This window comes from Amycolatopsis stemonae (genome assembly GCF_054781455.1).
This window is the reverse complement of the sequence record NZ_BAAGUJ010000016.1, coordinates 15,823-32,417: the sequence shown is the minus strand read 5'-3', so window position 1 is coordinate 32,417 and position 16,595 is coordinate 15,823. Positions and strand designations below refer to the sequence as shown.

The window sequence follows — 16,595 nt, the reverse complement described above, 5'->3', positions numbered from 1 at the left end:
ACATGGCCGGACGATCGAGCAACGCCACCAGCACCCGCGACCGCCTGCTGCTGGCGGCCGGGCAGCTGCTGCACGAAGCGCAGGGCGGGCCGGTGTCGACCCGGGCCATCTGCGAGCGCGCCGGCGTCCAGGCACCCACGCTCTACCACCACTTCGGCAGCAAGCAGGGCCTGCTCGACGCCGTCGTCAACTACGGCTTCACGCAGTACGTGCAGACGCCGGACGCGGGCGGCGACCCGGTCGAGCGGATCCGCGCGGGCTGGGACCGGCACGTCGAGTACGGCCTGGAGAACCCGCGGTTCTACGTGCTGCTCTACGGCCAGATCGAGCCGGGTGTGCCGTGCAACCTCACCTCCAGCGCCGAAGCGATGCTGCTCGAGCTGTTCACCCCGCTGGCGCGCGAGGGCCGCCTGCGCGTCGAGGCGGCCGAGGCCGCCCGGCAGTTCGCGGCGGCCGGCAGCGGCGTCACGCTCAGCCTGATCGCCCAGCCCGAAGCGAGCCGCGACCTGGCGATGTCCACGCAGGTCCGGGAGTCCGTGCTGGCCGGGCTGCTCACCGACCGGCCCGCCGAGGGCTCGTCGACCGGCGCGCTCGCGGTCGCTTTGTCGACCCGGCTCGCCGACGACGTCGACGAGCTGACGCCCACCGAGCGCGGGATGCTGCGGGAGTGGCTGCACCGCCTCTCGAACTGAGGTCGCTACATTTGCTACATTGACGTCTATGACGAGTGTAGTGAAGCGGTTCGACGTGTTCCTGGCCCCGCACCGCGACGACGAAACCCGCAAGAAGCACGCCGTCGCGGCCGACCGGCTGGGCTACGGCACGGTCTGGTTCGGCACCGGGTCGAAGTCGGTCGGCGACCTCGCGTTCGTCGAGGACGTGCTCGCCTCGACCGAGCGGATCACGGTGGCGACGGCGATCGTCAACATGTGGTCCGACGACGCGGAGCCGCTCGCCGAGTCCTACCACCGGCTGGCCGGCCGGTACGGAAAGCGCTTGCTGCTGGGCATCGGCGTCGGGCACCCCGAATCCGTCACGGAGTACCGCAGCCCCTACGAGAAGATCGTCGACTACCTCGACCGGCTCGACGCGGCCGGCGTGCCGGTCGAGGCCCGCGTCCTCGCCGCGCTCGGCGACCGCGTGCTGAAGCTGGCCGCCGAGCGCACCGCGGGCGCGCACCCGTACCTGGTGCCGGTCGCGCACACGCGGCACGCCCGGGCCGTGCTGGGCGCGGGCAAACTGCTGGCGCCGGAACAGAAAGTCGTCGTCGACGCCGACCCGGTGGCCGCACGTGCGATCGGCCGCCCGTTCGTGCGGCGGCCGTACCTCGGGCTGTGCAACTACGTGACGAACCTGCGGCGCCACGGCTACACCGAGGCCGACGTCGCCGGCGGCGGCAGCGACCGCCTGATCGACGACCTCGTCCTGCACGGCACCCCGGAGACGATCGCCAAGGGCCTGCGGTCCCATGTGGACGCCGGCGCCGACCACGTCGCGGTCCAGGTGCTCGGCCCGTCACCGGACGTCGAGGCCGAGAACCACCGGCAACTGGCCGAAGTGCTGCTCTGACCGTGCGCAGGCCCATCCGGGGCGCGCGCTCACCGCAGCGCGGGATCAGTGGGCGTCGGCGGCCTTTTGCGCTTCCTCCGCGGCTTCGTCGGCCCGCTCGTAGGTTTCCTTCGCCTGTTCGAACTCCGCCGTCGCGCGCTCGGCGCGTTCCTCGGCTTCGGCCAGGCGCTCGCGCAGGTCGTCGACGCGGGCCTTCGCCTGCTCGGCCGCGCGTTCGGTGCGGACCAGGTCGCGCTCGGCCACCGCGCGGTCCTTGGCCAGCTCGGCGGCCTCCTTGCGCAGGCGCTCGCGTTCGGCGCGGGCGCGCTCGCGTTCCTTGCGGTCCGCTTCCTCGCGCTGACGGTCCTTTTCGGCCTTCTTCGGCTTCGCCGGTTCGGCTTTTTCCACCAGCTTCGCCGGGCGCTTGCCGGTCGCCGGCGGCGCGGCCGGGGCGAGGCTGAACCACTGGTCGGTGTCCTGGTGCGCCACCGACGTCAGCCGCCCGGCGAGGGCCGGCTTCGCCGTTTCCGGGTCGGCGGCGACGGCTTCGAGCGTCGCCTCGACCTCGCGGGAAACGGTGTCGCTCATCGAAGGCAGGTCGCGCACGATGTGCCGGACCAGCTCGCCGCGGCGCCGGGTCAGCGCGCGCAGGTCGTCACCGGCGAGGCGGGTGTGGGCGTCGCGCAGCTCGTCGCCGACTTCCGCCAGCTCCCGCAGCCGGCCCGGGTCTTCCCTGGCCAGGCGGTTGACGATCGCCGCGGCCGTGGTCGGCTTGCGCAGCTCGCGGATCCGCTTCGCGAGTTCGGCGTCTCCCCCGGCCTTCGCAGCCTTCGCGGCGGCGTTGCGCGCGTTGACGAACTCCGCGAGGTCACCCCCGTAGAGCTCGCCGGCCACCGTGTCGAAGTCCATCACGCTCCAGCGAACCACATCGGACTGGTGCGAGCACCCGCGAAGGGTCATCATCGGGGACATGTTCTTCGATCTGGGTGTCCGGGACTTCCTCGACCGTGCGGAAACGGTGTACCCCGACCGCGTCGCGGTGGTCGACGAGCCGGACCAGCCCGCGCCGAGCTGGGGTTCGCTCACCTACCGCGAGGTGGCGCGCCGGGCCCGCGCGCAGGCCGCCAACCTCGACGCCCTGGGCGTGCCGGTCGGCGGGCGCGTCGCGATGGTGTCGCACAACGCCGCACGGCTGCTCGTGTCGTTCTTCGGCGTGTCCGGCTGGGGCCGGGTCCTGGTGCCGGTGAACTTCCGGCTCGCCGCGGCCGAGGTCAAGTACATCGTCGAGCACTCCGGCGCCGAGGTCCTGATCGTCGACCCGGAGCTGGAGCACCTGCTGGACTCCGTGACGGCCAAGCACGTCTTCGTGCTGGGCCGCGACGACGAGGCGATCTGGGGCGGCGAGGGCACCCCGGAGCCGTGGGCGGGCGACGAGTCGGCGACCGCGACGATCAACTACACCTCCGGCACCACGGCACGGCCGAAGGGCGTGCAGCTCACCCAGCGCAACATCTGGCTGAACGCCGCCGTGTTCGGGCTGCACACGACGTTGAACGACAACGACGTCCTGCTGCACACGCTGCCGATGTTCCACTGCAACGGCTGGGGCATGCCGTACGCGGTGACCGGCCTCGGCGGGCGGCACATCGTGCTGCGGAAGGTCGACGGCACCGAAATCCTCCGGCGCATCGAAGAACACGGCGTGACGATCCTGTGCGCGGCGCCGGCGGTGGTCACGGCGGCCCTCGACGGCGCCGCCACCTGGGAAGGCGAGATCCCGGGCCGCGACCGCGTCCGGATCGTCGTGGCCGGCGCGCCGCCGCCGACGCGCACGATCGAGCGGGTGCGGGCCGAGCTGGGCTGGGAGTTCATCCAGATCTACGGGCTCACCGAGACCGCGCCGCTGCTGACGGTCAACCGGATGCGCAGCGAGTGGGCGGACCTCGACCCGCACGAGCAGGCGCGCCTGCTGGGCCGCGCGGGGACGCCGGCGCTCGGCGTCCGCATCGACGTCGACACCGACGGCGAAGTGCTCGCCCAGTCGAACCACAACCTCGACGGCTACTGGGAGAACCCGGAGGAGACCGCGCGGGTCCAGGCGGGCAACTGGTTCCACACCGGTGACGGCGGGACCTTCGAAGACGGCTACCTGACGATCGCGGACCGCAAGAAGGACGTGATCATCTCGGGCGGCGAGAACGTGTCGTCGATCGAGGTGGAGGACGCCCTGAACTCGCACCCGGCGGTCCGCGAGGCTGCGGTGATCGGCGTCCCGGACGAGAAGTGGGGCGAGCTGGTGACGGCGCTGGTCGTCACGTCCGAGGAGGTGACCTCCGAGGAGCTGATCAAGCACTGCCGGGAGTACCTCGCGGGGTACAAGTGCCCGAAGCGGGTGGAGTTCCTCGACGAGCTGCCGCGGACGGCGACCGGGAAGATCCAGAAGTTCAAGCTCCGGGAGCCGTTCTGGCAGGGGCAGTCCCGCCAGGTCAACTGAGGACGTAGGTCAGCTGGACGACGCCGTTGCCGAACGTCGAGGACTTCTTGAGCTCGAGCGGGAACGACGACCCGTCCGCGGGGAACAGCCGTCTCCCCCGGCCGACGACCACGGGGTACAGCAGCAGGTTCAGCTCGTCCACCAGGCCTTCGGCCAGCAGCCAGCGCACGGCCGTGGTGCTGCCGCTGGTCATGATGTCACCACCGGGTCCGGCCTTCAGCTCACGCACGGCCGCGGCCGGATCGCCGGTCAGCAGCGTCGAGTTGTTCCAGCCGACCTCGGACAACGTCGAGGACAGCACGTACTTGCGCACGTTGTTCATGAACTCGGCGCCTTCGTCGTCCTCGACGCTGCGGCCGGGCCAAGCCTCGGCGAACCCTTCGTAGGTGACGCGCCCGAGCAGCATCGCGTCGGCCGCGGCCATCCCGGCGCCGACCGCTTGGCCGATCTCGTCGCTCCAGTAGCGCAGCGACCACTTGTCGGGCGCCTCGACCACGCCGTCGAGCGAGATGAACAGGTTCGAGATCACCTTGCGCATGGGATCACTATAAACGGGGCGAACCTCAGGACTGTCCACTCGCGACGGTCGCACGCACGCGCACGCTGTCCGCCTCCGCGCGCTCGCGTTCCGCCTCCGTCGCCGGCTCCAGGCGCGCCGGGACGTCCTTGTGGTGCGGTGTTCCCGCGATCGGGTCGCGGTCCAGGGCGTCGGTCAGCAGGTTGATCCGGGGCCCGCTGACCACCCGTCGCCCCTCGGCGTCCGGGTGGGCCATGCCGTAGCCGTGCGGCAGGGCCAGCTGACCCGGGCGCAGGCCCGGGTCGGCCTCCGCGCGGACGACCACCCGGCCCGCCGGCGTCACCACTGCCACCCAATCACCCGGCGAAGCGCCGATCGACGCCAGTTCTTCCGGACGCGCGCGCAACGCGCCGTCCGGGTCGGTGCGGCGCCAGCGCGGGTCGCGCAGGATCTGGTTCGCGTTGTGCGCGCGGCGCTGGCCGTTGAGCAGCGAGAACGGGAACGCGGGGTCGGGGCGCTCCGCGGCCGGGTCCAGCGAACCGAGCCACTCCAGCAGTTCCGGCACCGCCAGCCGGACGCGCGAGCGGCGCATCAGGTTCCACACCTCGTCCTGCTCGTGCGTCGAGAACGGCGTCGGCCCGGCCAGCACGCGCGCGAAGAGTTCCTCGCCGAGCTCGGCACCCGTGGAAGTGGTGCCCAGCGCGCGTTGCACCGGCACGGTCATCGTCTTCGCCGCGCGGTGGCAGCCCGCCCACAGCGGCGCGATCGACGCCGCGCCGTCGGGCAGGGACGCGCCCAGCGTCCGGTAGAGCAGCACCGGCAGGATCGCCGACCGCTCCGGCATCGCCTGGACCAGTGCGCCGATCCCCGCCTGCAGCTCCGAACGCGGGCCGCCGGCCAGCGACGCGAGGACGTCCGACGGCGGCAGCACGCCCAGTGCGTCGAACAGCCGCGTGTAGATCTCGGCCTCGACGAGCGTGCCCGGCAGCGGGTCGAACAACGGCCGCCGCAGCTGGAAGTAGTTCGTCGGCCATTCGAACGTGAAGAGGGTGAACTCCCATTTCTCGTGCTGCGACGCCGCGGGCAGGACGTAGTCCGCGAGCGCGGCCGTCTCGGTGTGGGCGACGTCGACGACCACCGACAGCTCGGCTGCCCGCACGGCGCGTTCGACGTCCCGCGTGCCCGCGAACGTGTTCGCCGGGTTCGACGACTCGACCCACAGCGCGCGCACCCGGTTCGGGTGGTCGGTGAGGATCTCCTCGGCCAGGGTGTTCGCCGGCAGCAGGCCGCCGATGTACTCGAACCCGGTCACCTCGGACCGGCGGCCGCCCGACGAGCCCCACAGCGGCAGCAGCCACGAATGCAGGTTGTTCGTGCCACGACGGCCGAAGTTGCCGGTGAGCAGGTACAACAGTTTCTCGAGGTAGCTGTTGAGCGTCGAATGCCGGCCCTGCTGGATGCCCAGCTCGACGCGCACCGTCATCGCCTCCGCGGCGAGGATCAGCTCGACGGCCCGCTCGACGTCCACCCGGGACACTTCGGCGTGCGCGATCCACTCGTCCACCGGGATCTTCGCCAGCACCGCCGCGACCTCGTCGAAGCCTTCGGTGCGCTCGGAGAGGAACGGCTGGTCGACGCCGCCGCGGTCGAGGAGCAGCGCCAGGATCGCACCCAGCAGGTAGGCGTCGGTGCCCGGGCGCAGCGGCAGGTGCAGGTCGGCGATCTCCGCGGTTTCGGTGCGCCGCGGGTCGATCACGATCATCTTGCGCGCCGGGTCGTTCTTGATCGTGTTGAGCGCGTGCCGGGCGTTGCTGAACCCGTGGGCCTGCCACGGGTTGCAGCCGAGCACCACCAGCAGGTCGCAGTTCTCGACGTCCTCGGCGGTGTGCACGAGCGTCGAGCCGAACAGCTGCCCGTTGACCCAGAAGTCACCGGTCTTCTCCTGCGACAACGCGTTGAAGTGCCGCGTCGAGTTCATCCACTTCAGCAGCGACGCGCCGTACGCGCCGCCGGAGTGGTTGCCCTGGCCACCCCCGCCGACGTAGGCGAACGAGCCGGGACGGCCCGCCGCGGTGTCGGCGTCGCGGATCGCGTGCAGCTTCGCGGCTATCTCGGTCAGCGCGGTTTCCCAGTCGATGGGCTCGTGGGTGCCGTCGGGACGCCGGCGCAGCGGCGTGGTCAGGCGATCGGAGTGGTCGCCGTACCAGGTCAGGCGTTGCGCCTTCTGGCACAGGTAGCCACCCGAGCGCGGGTGCGCCTTGTCGCCGCGGACGCGGGTGATCTTCCGGCCGTCGAGCTGCACCTCCAGCCCGCAGTTGAGGTAGCAGAGGCTGCACGCGGTGCGGTGCCAGTCGCCGGTCATAGCAGCTCCAGTGCGCGGCCAAGCGTCGTGAGACGCGCTTCGAGCGTTTCGCCGGCCGGGTAGAGCCGGACCGTGTCGATGCCGGTGTCGCGCCAGACGCGCAAGCGGGCGCGCACCATCTCTTCGGTGCCGATCAGCGTCGTGCCGAGCACCATTTCGTCGGTGACGAGCGCGGTCGCGCCGTCGCGGTCGCCGGCCTGCCAGCGCTCGCGGACCTCGGCGGCGACGTCCGCCCAGCCCTGGCGGCTGTAGGCGTTGTTGTAGAAGTTCGTGCTGGCCGAGCCCATCCCGCCGAGGCTGAAGGCCAGCTCCTTCTTGCGGCCGCCGACCATGGCGCGCAGCTCGTCCTCGTTGTCGGCGAAGGCGACTTCGGCACCCTGGCAGACGTCGATGTCCTTGCGCGTGCGACCCGCCTTCGCGAGCCCGGCGTCCAAATGCTCGAAGTACGCGGAGGCGCCTTCGGGGACGAAGCTGGTGCCGAGCCAGCCGTCCGCGACTTCGCCGGTCAGCTCCAAGAGCTTCGGCGACAGCGTCGCGAGGTAGATCGGGATGTCCGGGTTCGGCGGGGTGGACAGCCGCATCGCCCGCGCCTCGCCGGGCAGTGGGATCTCGAAAGTCTTGCCGGAGAACGAAATCTTCTCCCCCGCGATGGCCTGGCGGATGATCTCGACGGTCTCGCGCATGCGCGTCAACGGTTTCGCGAACGGGACGCCGTGCAGGCCTTCGATCACCTGCGGTCCCGAGGGCCCGAGGCCGAGGGCGAACCGGCCACCGGACAGGTCGGCGAGCGTCAGCGCGGCCTGCGCGATGGCGACCGGCGTGCGTGTGCCGAGCTGGATGATGCCGGAGCCGAGCTGGATGCGGTCGGTGCGGGCGGCGAGGTAGCCGAGCGCGGACGGCGCGTCCGAGCCCCAGGCCTCGGCCACCCAGCAGACGTCGAGACCGAGCTTTTCCGCCTCCAGCACGAAGTCCAGCGTGGTGCGCGAATCCCGTGAGAACTCGACGGTCGTCGCGGTCCTCATCGGCTTTCGACCCGGTCCTTGATCGCGGCGAGGTTGCCGGTCATCGCGGTTTCGAACTCGCGCAGCCGGACGAAGACGATCTTCTGCTCCTTCTCCGGCATCCGGTCGATGGCGAACGACAGCCCGGACCGCCCCGGGCCCATCTGCATCCACTGCGAAAGCCGCGTGCCGCCGGCTTCGGGCGCCAGGGTGAACTTCCAGACCGAGCTCGGCTCGGCCGGGTCCGCGACGGCCCAGGAGAACACGCGCGGCGCTTCGCACTCGACGACGAACGACGTCGTCTCCCACTCGCCGAACGCGTCGTGCTTGCTCCGGCCGACGAACGTGCGGCCGGCCTCGCGCCATTCGACGGACTGCAGCTCCGAACTCAGCGAAGGCATCACGGCGATGTCGGAGACGACCGCCCAGACGTCTTCGGGGGCGGCGTCGATCCAGGTCGAGACCTCGGCCGTCGGCTTGTCCGCGTACCGCGCGCCTGTCCACTCCATCGTGGTCGCCACTCCTCTCGATGCGCCTCTGACCACGATAGTTGCGTAGATAGACCTACCCTGTCAACGTCACTCCTGCCGCGCGAAGCGCGCTTCGACGTCCGGGCGCTGCGCGAGCCGCGGCGGGAAGCCGGGGCCGCGGCGCATCCGGGTGTCGTCCGGCGTCATCGGTTCGCGGCATTCGGCGCAGACGATTTCGGCGTGCGTGTCGTGCCCGCACGCGGTGTGGTGCACGGTGATCGGCGGGCCGGCCTCGTTCGAGAGCCACCGGTCGCCCCAGCGCGTCATGGCGAGCAGCACCGGGTAGAAGTCGCGGCCCTTTTCGGTGAGCACGTAGTCGTAGCGCACCGGCTCGGTCTGGTACGCGACCTTCTCCAGCAGCCCTTCGTCGACCAGCCGCTTGAGCCGGTCGGCGAGGGTGTTGCGCGCGATGCCGAGCTGCTGCTGGAACTCGTCGAAGCGGCGGACGCCGTAGAAGGCGTCACGCAGCACCAGCGGGGTCCACCAGTCGCCCAGCAGGTCCATGGTGCGCGCGATCGAGCACGGCCACTGCGCGAACGATGTCCGTTTCATGCGGCCGAGCGTACGCCGTTTTCCAGAAGGACTCAGCAGGTCAGCCGCATGACGACCCGACGAGCGGTCGGACGGCTGACCTCCGTGAAACCCGCGTCGGCGAAGATCCCCCGGCTGCCGACGAACAGTTCGGCGGGCCAGGCGAGCTGCTGCCCCGGCTCGACGAGCATCGGGTAGCCCTCGACCGCCCGGGCGCCCCGCTCGCGGGCGAAGTCCGCGGCCGCCTTCGCCAAGGCGGCGCTGACGCCCTGCCGCCGGAAGCCCTTGCGCGTGACGAAGCACGTGACGGCCCAGACGCCGTCGTCGTCCTTGTCCTCGTCCCGGCCGGCCCAGACGAGCCGGCTCCCCAGCAGGCGCCGGTACGCGGTGCGCGGCTCGACCGCGCACCAGCCGGCGGGCTCGCCGTCGAGGTAGGCGACGAGCCCGGTCGCGTGCTCGGCCGTCTGCGCGCGGAATTCTTCGGCGCGCTCCTCCGGTGTCCCGGACCGCCACTGCGCGGGCGTCTCCTTGAAGTACTGGCACCGGCAGCGGGCCGGGTCGCCGCGGTCGCCGAAGATCGCCTGCAGGTCCGCCCACGACGCCTGGTCGGCCGGTAGGAAGGTCACCATTCCCCGACGCTAGACCAGGTGGCCGGTGGTGACGTCGACGTGGTCGGGCACCTCGTCGTGCTCATCGCCGACCGAGAGCGTCCCGGCCGGTTCCACCAGGAGCACGCTCGCGCCGTTCTTCGACGACGGCTTGTGGAACGTCCCCTTCGGCACCACGAAGACCTGCCCGCGGGAGAGCGTCACGACGCGCTCGTCCGGGTCGCGCAGTTCGATCTCGATCTCGCCGTCGAGGACCAGGAAGAACTCGTCGGTGTCTTCGTGGACGTGCCAGACGTGCTCGCCGTCGAACCGGGCCAGCCGGATGTCGTAGTCGTTGACGCGGGTGACGATCCGCGGGCTCCAGGCGGCGTCGAAGGTCGCCAGGACTTCGGTGAGGTCGATCGGGTTCATGCGCTCGATCCTGCGCCTGGCGTTCCGGCGCGGCGAGTGCTAGGAATCGCACATGCCGCAAGAATTCTCTCACCGGGTCGCGGCGATCGTGACCGCGGAGTCGAACCCGTTCGAGATGGGCGTCGCGACCGAGCTCTTCGGCCTGCGGCGGCCCGAGCTGGACCGGCCCTGGTACGACTTCACGCTCTGCGCCCCGACCACGGACGTGCGGATGAACCTGGGGATGTTCACGCTGAGCGGCGTCGCCGGGCTCGAGGCCGCCGACGCGGCCGACACGCTGATCGCGCCCGCCCGGCCGAACACCGGCGTGCCGACGGACCCCGCGATCATCGCCGCGATCCGCCGCGCCGCCGCGCGGGGCGCCCGGCTGGTCAGCTTCTGCACGGGCGCGTTCGCGCTCGCCGAAGCGGGCGTCCTCGACGGCCGGCGCGCGACCACCCACTGGCAGTGGGCCGCGGAGTTCGCCGAGCGGTTCCCGGCGGTCCACTGGGAACCGGAGGTGTTGTTCGTCGACGAGGGCGACGTCCTCACCGCGGCGGGCAGCGCGGCGTCGCTCGACCTCGGCCTGCACCTCATCCAGCGCGACCACGGCGCCGAAGTCGTCAACATCGTCAGCCGCCGCCTGGTGTTCACCGGCCACCGCGACGGCGGGCAGCAGCAGTTCATCGCGCGCCCGGTGCCGTCGGTGCCCGACACGTCGCTGGCACCCGTGCTGGCGTGGGCGCTGGCCCGCCTGGACCAGCCCCTGACCGTCGCCGACCTGGCCGCCCGGGCCGCGACGAGCCTGGCGACGCTGCACCGGAAGTTCCGCGCGGAGCTGGGCACGACCCCGCTGGCCTGGCTGACGACGGAACGCGTGACGCTGGCCTGCCGCCTCATCGAGCGCGGCGAGCTGCGGCTGGACCGGGTCGCCGGGGCCAGCGGCCTCGGCACGGCGGCGAACCTGCGCCTCCAGCTGCGGCGGCACACCGGGCTGAGCCCGAGCGCCTACCGCCGCCGGTTCGGCCCGGCCGCCTAGGTCCGCCGCGGCTACGTGCGCGGCCTGACCCGGGTCAGCACCGCGCACCCGGGCCCGGCGCGGGACGCAGTTCGGTGAGCGCCCGGGCCAGTGCGTCCTGCTGCAACCGGGCCGGGTATTCGGCCGGGTCGGCCGCGGCCAGCACGTTCAGGCCCTCGACCAGCCCCACCAGGCTCTTCGTCGTCAGTTCGACGCGCTCGTCCGTCCACTTCGGACGGCAGGCCGCCACCAGCCGCCGGACGCGCGCCAGGAACGAGCGGTTCGCCGCGCGGTGGCGGTCGGCCAGGTCGTCGTCGGCCAGGGCCGCCGCGAGGAAGCCCACCCAGACGCGGGACTCCTCGTGGTGGCCGTGCGGCAGGTCGACGGCCTGGCCGAGCACCGCCTCCAGCGCCCCGAAGGCGTCGCCGCTCGCGGCCTCGGCGGCGTCGGCCCGGGCTGCCGTGCGTTCGTAGAGCAGGTCACGCGCGTGCAGCAGCAACGCCTTCTTCGTCGGGAACGCGTGCATCACCAGGCCGGTCGTGCAGCCGGCGCGCCCGGCGACCGCGCGCAGCGTCAGACCCGGCAGGCCGCCGTCGGCGAGCACCTGCCACGTCGCGTTCGAGAGCAGCTCCCGCTGCGCCTGGACGTCACGCTGCCTCGGCACGGAAACCTCCTTTCCGGGAAGCGTAACAGGTGCTACGGTAACGCCTGTTACGGAAAGGGGCACCGTGCTGACCACCGTTGAAATCAGGGCCGTGACCTGGGACGATCCCGACGCCGTCCGGCTGCGCGCGGCCCAGCGCACCGAACTGGACGCCCGCTACGGCACCGACGACCACGAGCCGGGCGCACTGCCCACCGCCGAGACCGTCACGGTGTTCCTCGTCGCGCGGGACGCCGGAGGCAGAGCGCTCGGCTGCGGCGGGCTCCGGTCCCTCGGCCCGGGTGCCGCCGAGGTCAAGCGGATGTACGTCGAGCCGGCCGCGCGCGGCACCGGCGTCGCGGTCGCGCTGCTGCGCGCCCTCGAAGACCACGCGCGCGCACTCGGCGTTCCCCGGCTGCTGCTGGAAACCGGCACGGGACAACCGGACGCGATCCGCTTCTACCAGCGCGAAGGCTACGAGCCCATCGAGGCGTACGGCCCGTACGCCGGCGAGCCGCTCTCGCGCTGCTTCGCCCGCGACCTGTGATCGGATTTCCGATGGCCGGCCCAGGCCGGGCTATTGGTGACCGGGGGCGCACCGGGCCTACCGTCGAAGGCACGGCGATCTGGGGTTCTGTTCGCCGTTCCCTTCACCAGACGGAGTTTCCCTTGCGCATCAAGCAGATCGGCGCCGTGCTGGCCGCGGCCGCCGTGCTCGCCCTGCCGGCCCCGCCCGCGCAGGCGGCGACGAGGATCATCCCCCTCGACGCCGCGGCCGGGCAGCAGCCGGAAAACCTCGCCCTCGAGCCGGACGGCTCCGCCGACCTCACCTTCGCCTACAGCGGCGAGATCGGCCGGGTCACGCCCGACGGCCGGGTGCGGAGCATCGCCCGCATCCCGGTCCCGGCGGACGGCGACGTCCCGGTGGTCCACCGGAAACTGTTCCTCGGCGGCATCGTGCGGGCGCCCGGCGGCGACCTGTACGTCGCCGTCTCGACCGGCACCGCCGCGACCGGGCTCTACCGGATCCGGCCCGGCGGCCCGCCGGTCCAGGTGGCCGCGCTGCCGCCGGCCGGGTTCCAGAACGGCGTCGCTCGCGACCCCGTAACCGGCGACCTCTTCGTCGCCGACTCGTTCGGCTCCACGGTCTGGCGGGTTTCCCGGGGCCGCGTCTCCGCCTTCGCGACCGGCGACTTGCTCGCGCCGGTGACCGGCTTCGGCGCCAACGGGATCAAGGTCCACGACGGCGCGGTCTGGGTGTCCAACCTGGACCGCGGCACGCTGGTCCGGTTCCCGCTCGCCGGCGGGCCCGGCCGGGTCGTCGCGACGGGCCTCGGGCCGGTCGACGACTTCGCCTTCCACGGCGGCACGGTCGTCGCGGCGATCAACCAGGAGAACCGGGTCGTCACGGTCGGCCGTGACGGCATCCGGACCATCCTGTCCACTTCGGACGGCCTGGCGAACCCGACCGCGGTCGCCGTCCGTGACGACACGATCTTCGTCACGGACGGCGCCTACTTCGGCGGGTCGCCGAACCTCCTTCAGGCGACGCCGGCGGCGAACACGTGCAGCGCCGAGTTCGACGGCAGCGTCACCGCGACGACCTGCTTGCCCGCGGTCAGCGGGACGGAGTTCGCGAACACCCGGTACGGCACGGTCGGGTAGGCCGGGCCGGTGCGGGTGTTCTTGCCCAGGACGGTCGCGACGGTCGTCGCGCCGTACTGGGCGGGGTCGGCGCAGCACCAGTTGGGCAGGCCGAGGTCGGCCTGGCTGGTGCTGCCGTCGGCGTACCGGACGAACACCGTGCCCTTCGCCGTCCCGGTGCCGGTGCCGGTGAGCACCAGCTTCGAGCCGGTCCCGCGCACGGCGACGGTCTGCCCGGCGGCGACGACGTTGTCCGCCTTGCCGCTCCCGGCGTCGGGCCAGGTCAGCCGCGCACCGTTCGCGGTGAAGGCCGCGCCCGGCTTCAGGCCGGCGTCCGCCAGTCCTTCGGCGCGGAAGCTGCTGCCCCCGCCGTCGAGGTCCCCGCCCGCGACGTGCGCCGCGTCGGTGACGCCGACGTTCCCGTACGCCGCGGCCATAGAGGCGTACGGCACGGTGACCGTCAACGCGTCGACGGCCTGGTGCGCCCCCAGCCTGGCCTGGTACGTCGCCGTGGCCGTGACCCGGTAGTCGTCGGGCTTCAGCCCGGCGTCCGGGGTGAGCGTGACCGGCACCTTGACGGTCTGCCCGGGCATGACGAGCTTCGGCGCGTTCTGGACGGCCGCGCGGATCCCGTTGCCCTGCACCGAGAGCGTGACGTCCCGCACCGGCAGCGGCGTGCTGTTGGTGAAGCCGACCGTGCCGGTCACGGTCTGGCCGGGCACGGCCAGCGACGGCGCGGACAGCGTCACCGCGGTGTTGTCGTCCTCGGGGAAGAAACCGCCGACCGCGCTCGTGCCGGACAGCCGCACGTCCTGCCGGTCACCCGCGCCGAGCGCGCCGGTCTTGACGCGCACCACGCCGTGCGCGGCCGGGTCGTACCACCAGCCCGAGGGCGCCTTGTCCAGCTCGGCCTTGCTGCCGTACTGCCGCAGCACCCCGGTCCCGGCCTGGACGGCGCCCGGCTTCGATCCCGTGTGGACGGACAGCTCGTAGTTCCGCGCCGCGGGCTTGCCGGGGTAGGTGCCCGCGCTCGCGCCGATCCCCACGGTCACCGTGCCGGGCCCGGACCGGGGCGCGTCGACGGTGAACGTCTGCTTGGCCTGTTCGCCGCGCTGGTAGCCGCGGGTGACGCCGTCGTCCTCGGTGAGCGTGAAGCTGCCCTTGCCCTGCGGGTAGACGTCGACGTCGAGCCGTGACTTGTCCCGCGTCTGCCACGACGTCGTGCCCTCGGCCCACATCGGCACGACGGCCCCGGCGCGGGCGAACAGCGGGAGCGTGTCGAGCGGTGCGTCGTAACCGTCCACAGTGGTCGGACCGGTGTAGGTCTTGCCACTCCAGTAGTCCACCCAGGTGCCCTTGGGCAGGTAGATGCCGTTGCGCACGTCCGACTTCTCGTAGACCGGCGCGACCAGGAAGTCCGTGCCGGACAGGAACTCGTACTTCGCTTTGTCCGTCCAGACGTTCGGGTCGTCCGGGTACTCGAGCGCCAGCGGCCGGACCTGGCCGACGCCGGTCTGGTGCGCCTGCGCCGAGTAGCTGTAGGTGTAGGGCAGCAGCCGCTCCTTGAGCGTGAGGTACTTGCGGTTGATCGAGGTGTACGGCTCGCCCTGGCGCCACGGCTGCTTGTCCGAGGACGCCCAGCCGTCCATGGTCATCGCGGCCGGCAGGAAGGTCTTCCACTGCAGGTCGCGGACGTAGGTCTGCGGGCTGCCGCCGAAGATGCCGTCGATGTCGCCGGTGTTGTAGGCGATGCCGGACGTCGTCGCGCCGGCGTACGTCGGGATCTGCCACTTGATGTAGTCGTAGGAGCCCGACTGGTCGCCGCTCCACAGCACGCCGCAGCGCTGCGCCCCGGCCCAGCTCACCGGCTGCCAGACGAACCCGCGGGCGTCGCTGTTGTCTTCGATGCCCTTGTAGGCGGTGTCACAGGCGTCGAGGGCGAACTGGTAGCCCGGGCCGACCCAGGCGACGTCCAGCTTGCGCACCCGCACGCCGGCCTTGACCTCGCCGGCCTGGTTGGGCACGCCGTCTTCGGTCCAGAGGCCCAACTGCATGTTGTTTTTTCGTAGACCTTCGCCGGTTTGCTGCAGATTTTCGTAGCCGCAGCCATAACCGTCGTTGACGAGCATCCAGCCATTCGGCATTCCGTTCGCGGTATAGCCGTCGGCGACCTTCACGGCGTCGAGCGTGTGCCGCTCCCCGCGATTTGCATTATGCAGATAGCAATCCGAGTCGCCGGTTTCCAGGCCGTAGATCGGCGGCAGGAACGGCTTGCCGACGAGGTCCGTATAGCCGCTGACGACGTCTTTGAGGGAGTCGCCCACGACGTAGGTGGCGTCGAAGCGGCGTTCGTCGTGGGTGGTCCTGACCGGGCTGGTGAACGAGTAGCTGCCCGGGGCGAAGGTGTTGCGCAGGACGCCGTAACCCGAGGTCGAGGCGTAGAACGGCTGCGAGTTGGGCGCTCCGCCGTCGTCCCAGTTGTCGTCGGCGAAGATCTTGATCGTCTGGTCGCGGTGGCTGAACCGGCCGTTCTGCTCACCGCCGCCGACGAACTGCTCGGTCGCGGTCCGGGCCAGGCTCTGCGTGGTCGTGGTGCCGGTCCAGGCCAGCGGCGCGGACTCCGCCCAGAGCTGCTTGCGGTCGGCGCCGTCGTAGAGGGCGAACTCCAGCGGGTGCTTGTACGCCCGCAGCGTCGCCTTGGGCGTCGAGATGGCCCAGTAAGCGCCCTTGTCGACGCGTTTCGGCGTCGCCGGGGGCGTGTTCTTCGGCAGCACGATCCTGCTGCCCGCCGGGTCGGTGAAGGTCCCGTCGGGGGCGAGCCAGACCCGGACGGCCCCGTCGGCCGGGAAGCTCACGCGCACGGCGGCGGCCCCCGACTCCAGCGTCACCGTCGGGCCGTCGGCCGTGATCCCGGTCAGGTCCCCCAGCTGCCCGGAGCCCGCCGCGGCCGGCTCGGCGGACGCCGCGGTGGGCGCCAGTCCGAGGGCGGCGGCAGCGGCCAGACAGCCGAGCGACTGCGCAACTCTGCTCATTCGAGACACCTTTCGCGCATCAACACGCATGACGGGCTCTGTATAGCGCACGTTTCGCGCAAAGTCACCCGCCGAACCGGTTCAGCGGGCCGACTCACGACTTCCGTCGGTGCTCACGTTGCGCACCCGTCCGGTCGCGGACCGAAGATCCACTGGGCACGCGCCGCGGACTCCGATAACGTTCTGCGGTTTCTCCGCCGGAAAATTCTTCCCGCCATTTCGATGAATGTTCGAACGCGCACGCGGCGATCGGCACGTGCATCCGCACGCCGGCTGT

General features: G+C 71.7%; 15 protein-coding genes. 5 read left to right on the top strand and 10 right to left on the bottom strand.

From position 1 onward, the window contains the following. The first annotated feature begins 2 nt into the window (after nt 1–2). Both ACYVLJ_RS39000 and ACYVLJ_RS38995 read left to right on the top strand, forming a co-directional pair. Entirely contained in the window at nt 3–692 is a 690-nt protein-coding gene (locus ACYVLJ_RS39000) for a TetR/AcrR family transcriptional regulator (protein WP_460442429.1), read from the top strand. A gap of 28 nt (nt 693–720) precedes the next feature. Beyond that, nucleotides 721–1,569, top strand: coding sequence for a TIGR03620 family F420-dependent LLM class oxidoreductase (locus tag ACYVLJ_RS38995; RefSeq protein WP_460442428.1), 849 nt, complete (start codon nt 721–723; stop codon nt 1,567–1,569). Nucleotides 1,570–1,614: 45 nt separating this feature from the next. Here ACYVLJ_RS38995 and ACYVLJ_RS38990 read toward each other — a convergent pair whose 3' ends face one another. Further along, nucleotides 1,615–2,457, bottom strand: a complete 843-nt coding sequence (locus tag ACYVLJ_RS38990; protein WP_460442524.1) for a hypothetical protein — start codon at nt 2,455–2,457, stop codon at nt 1,615–1,617. A gap of 61 nt (nt 2,458–2,518) precedes the next feature. Here ACYVLJ_RS38990 and ACYVLJ_RS38985 point away from each other — a divergent pair, with 61 nt between their 5' ends. Beyond that, nucleotides 2,519–4,042, top strand: a complete 1,524-nt coding sequence (locus ACYVLJ_RS38985) for an acyl-CoA synthetase family protein (protein ID WP_460442427.1) — start codon at nt 2,519–2,521, stop codon at nt 4,040–4,042. Here the strand turns inward: ACYVLJ_RS38985 and ACYVLJ_RS38980 are convergent. The 7 genes from ACYVLJ_RS38980 to ACYVLJ_RS38950 form a co-directional block, all read right to left on the bottom strand. Next, nucleotides 4,035–4,580, bottom strand: a complete 546-nt coding sequence (locus ACYVLJ_RS38980; protein WP_451967533.1) for a dihydrofolate reductase family protein — start codon at nt 4,578–4,580, stop codon at nt 4,035–4,037. The genes ACYVLJ_RS38985 and ACYVLJ_RS38980 overlap by 8 nt on opposite strands. Nucleotides 4,581–4,605: 25 nt before the next feature. Continuing rightward, nucleotides 4,606–6,921 (bottom strand): molybdopterin-dependent oxidoreductase family protein, encoded by a 2,316-nt coding sequence (locus tag ACYVLJ_RS38975; protein ID WP_460442426.1) that lies wholly within the window; start codon nt 6,919–6,921, stop codon nt 4,606–4,608. After that, nucleotides 6,918–7,943 (bottom strand): LLM class oxidoreductase, encoded by a 1,026-nt coding sequence (locus ACYVLJ_RS38970; RefSeq protein WP_460442425.1) that lies wholly within the window; start codon nt 7,941–7,943, stop codon nt 6,918–6,920. Before ACYVLJ_RS38970 ends, ACYVLJ_RS38975 begins: the two co-directional genes overlap by 4 nt. After that, nucleotides 7,940–8,431 (bottom strand): SRPBCC family protein, encoded by a 492-nt coding sequence (locus ACYVLJ_RS38965; RefSeq protein ID WP_451967539.1) that lies wholly within the window; start codon nt 8,429–8,431, stop codon nt 7,940–7,942. Before ACYVLJ_RS38965 ends, ACYVLJ_RS38970 begins: the two co-directional genes overlap by 4 nt. Before the next feature lie 69 nt (nt 8,432–8,500). After that, nucleotides 8,501–9,004 (bottom strand): winged helix-turn-helix transcriptional regulator, encoded by a 504-nt coding sequence (locus tag ACYVLJ_RS38960; protein WP_460442424.1) that lies wholly within the window; start codon nt 9,002–9,004, stop codon nt 8,501–8,503. A 32-nt stretch (nt 9,005–9,036) separates the two neighbouring features. Next, nucleotides 9,037–9,612, bottom strand: a complete 576-nt coding sequence (locus ACYVLJ_RS38955) for a GNAT family N-acetyltransferase (RefSeq protein WP_451967543.1) — start codon at nt 9,610–9,612, stop codon at nt 9,037–9,039. A 9-nt stretch (nt 9,613–9,621) separates the two neighbouring features. Further along, nucleotides 9,622–10,002, bottom strand: a complete 381-nt coding sequence (locus ACYVLJ_RS38950) for a cupin domain-containing protein (RefSeq protein WP_460442423.1) — start codon at nt 10,000–10,002, stop codon at nt 9,622–9,624. A gap of 52 nt (nt 10,003–10,054) precedes the next feature. Here ACYVLJ_RS38950 and ACYVLJ_RS38945 point away from each other — a divergent pair, with 52 nt between their 5' ends. After that, on the top strand, nt 10,055–11,020 hold the full coding sequence (locus ACYVLJ_RS38945; RefSeq protein WP_460442422.1) for a GlxA family transcriptional regulator: 966 nt from the start codon (nt 10,055–10,057) through the stop codon (nt 11,018–11,020). 34 nt (nt 11,021–11,054) lie between these two features. Here the strand turns inward: ACYVLJ_RS38945 and ACYVLJ_RS38940 are convergent, their stop codons facing one another. After that, complete coding sequence (locus tag ACYVLJ_RS38940) at nt 11,055–11,663, bottom strand: TetR/AcrR family transcriptional regulator (RefSeq protein WP_460442421.1); 609 nt, start codon at nt 11,661–11,663, stop codon at nt 11,055–11,057. Nucleotides 11,664–11,754: 91 nt separating this feature from the next. Between ACYVLJ_RS38940 and ACYVLJ_RS38935 the strand changes: the two genes are divergently transcribed. After that, the gene (locus tag ACYVLJ_RS38935) at nt 11,755–12,189 is read left to right on the top strand and encodes a GNAT family N-acetyltransferase (RefSeq protein WP_460442420.1); all 435 of its coding nucleotides are present in this window, start codon (nt 11,755–11,757) and stop codon (nt 12,187–12,189) included. A gap of 994 nt (nt 12,190–13,183) precedes the next feature. Here the strand turns inward: ACYVLJ_RS38935 and ACYVLJ_RS38930 are convergent. After that, nucleotides 13,184–16,318, bottom strand: a complete 3,135-nt coding sequence (locus ACYVLJ_RS38930; protein ID WP_460442419.1) for a glycoside hydrolase family 31 protein — start codon at nt 16,316–16,318, stop codon at nt 13,184–13,186. Nucleotides 16,319–16,595: the final 277 nt, after the last annotated feature.

What these genes read in the sequence shown, in the direction of transcription:
- ACYVLJ_RS38945 (WP_460442422.1), top strand. Translation starts at nt 10,055, where the DNA reads ATGCCGCAAGAATTCTCTCACCGGGTCGCGGCGATCGTGACCGCGGAG.
- ACYVLJ_RS38995 (WP_460442428.1), top strand. Translation starts at nt 721, where the DNA reads ATGACGAGTGTAGTGAAGCGGTTCGACGTGTTCCTGGCCCCGCACCGC.
- ACYVLJ_RS38965 (WP_451967539.1), bottom strand. Translation starts at nt 8,431, where the DNA reads ATGGAGTGGACAGGCGCGCGGTACGCGGACAAGCCGACGGCCGAGGTC.
- ACYVLJ_RS38960 (WP_460442424.1), bottom strand. Translation starts at nt 9,004, where the DNA reads ATGAAACGGACATCGTTCGCGCAGTGGCCGTGCTCGATCGCGCGCACC.
- ACYVLJ_RS38950 (WP_460442423.1), bottom strand. Translation starts at nt 10,002, where the DNA reads ATGAACCCGATCGACCTCACCGAAGTCCTGGCGACCTTCGACGCCGCC.
- ACYVLJ_RS39000 (WP_460442429.1), top strand. Translation starts at nt 3, where the DNA reads ATGGCCGGACGATCGAGCAACGCCACCAGCACCCGCGACCGCCTGCTG.
- ACYVLJ_RS38955 (WP_451967543.1), bottom strand. Translation starts at nt 9,612, where the DNA reads ATGGTGACCTTCCTACCGGCCGACCAGGCGTCGTGGGCGGACCTGCAG.
- ACYVLJ_RS38980 (WP_451967533.1), bottom strand. Translation starts at nt 4,580, where the DNA reads ATGCGCAAGGTGATCTCGAACCTGTTCATCTCGCTCGACGGCGTGGTC.
- ACYVLJ_RS38990 (WP_460442524.1), bottom strand. Translation starts at nt 2,457, where the DNA reads ATGGACTTCGACACGGTGGCCGGCGAGCTCTACGGGGGTGACCTCGCG.
- ACYVLJ_RS38970 (WP_460442425.1), bottom strand. Translation starts at nt 7,943, where the DNA reads ATGAGGACCGCGACGACCGTCGAGTTCTCACGGGATTCGCGCACCACG.
- ACYVLJ_RS38985 (WP_460442427.1), top strand. Translation starts at nt 2,519, where the DNA reads ATGTTCTTCGATCTGGGTGTCCGGGACTTCCTCGACCGTGCGGAAACG.
- ACYVLJ_RS38930 (WP_460442419.1), bottom strand. Translation starts at nt 16,318, where the DNA reads ATGAGCAGAGTTGCGCAGTCGCTCGGCTGTCTGGCCGCTGCCGCCGCC.
- ACYVLJ_RS38975 (WP_460442426.1), bottom strand. Translation starts at nt 6,921, where the DNA reads ATGACCGGCGACTGGCACCGCACCGCGTGCAGCCTCTGCTACCTCAAC.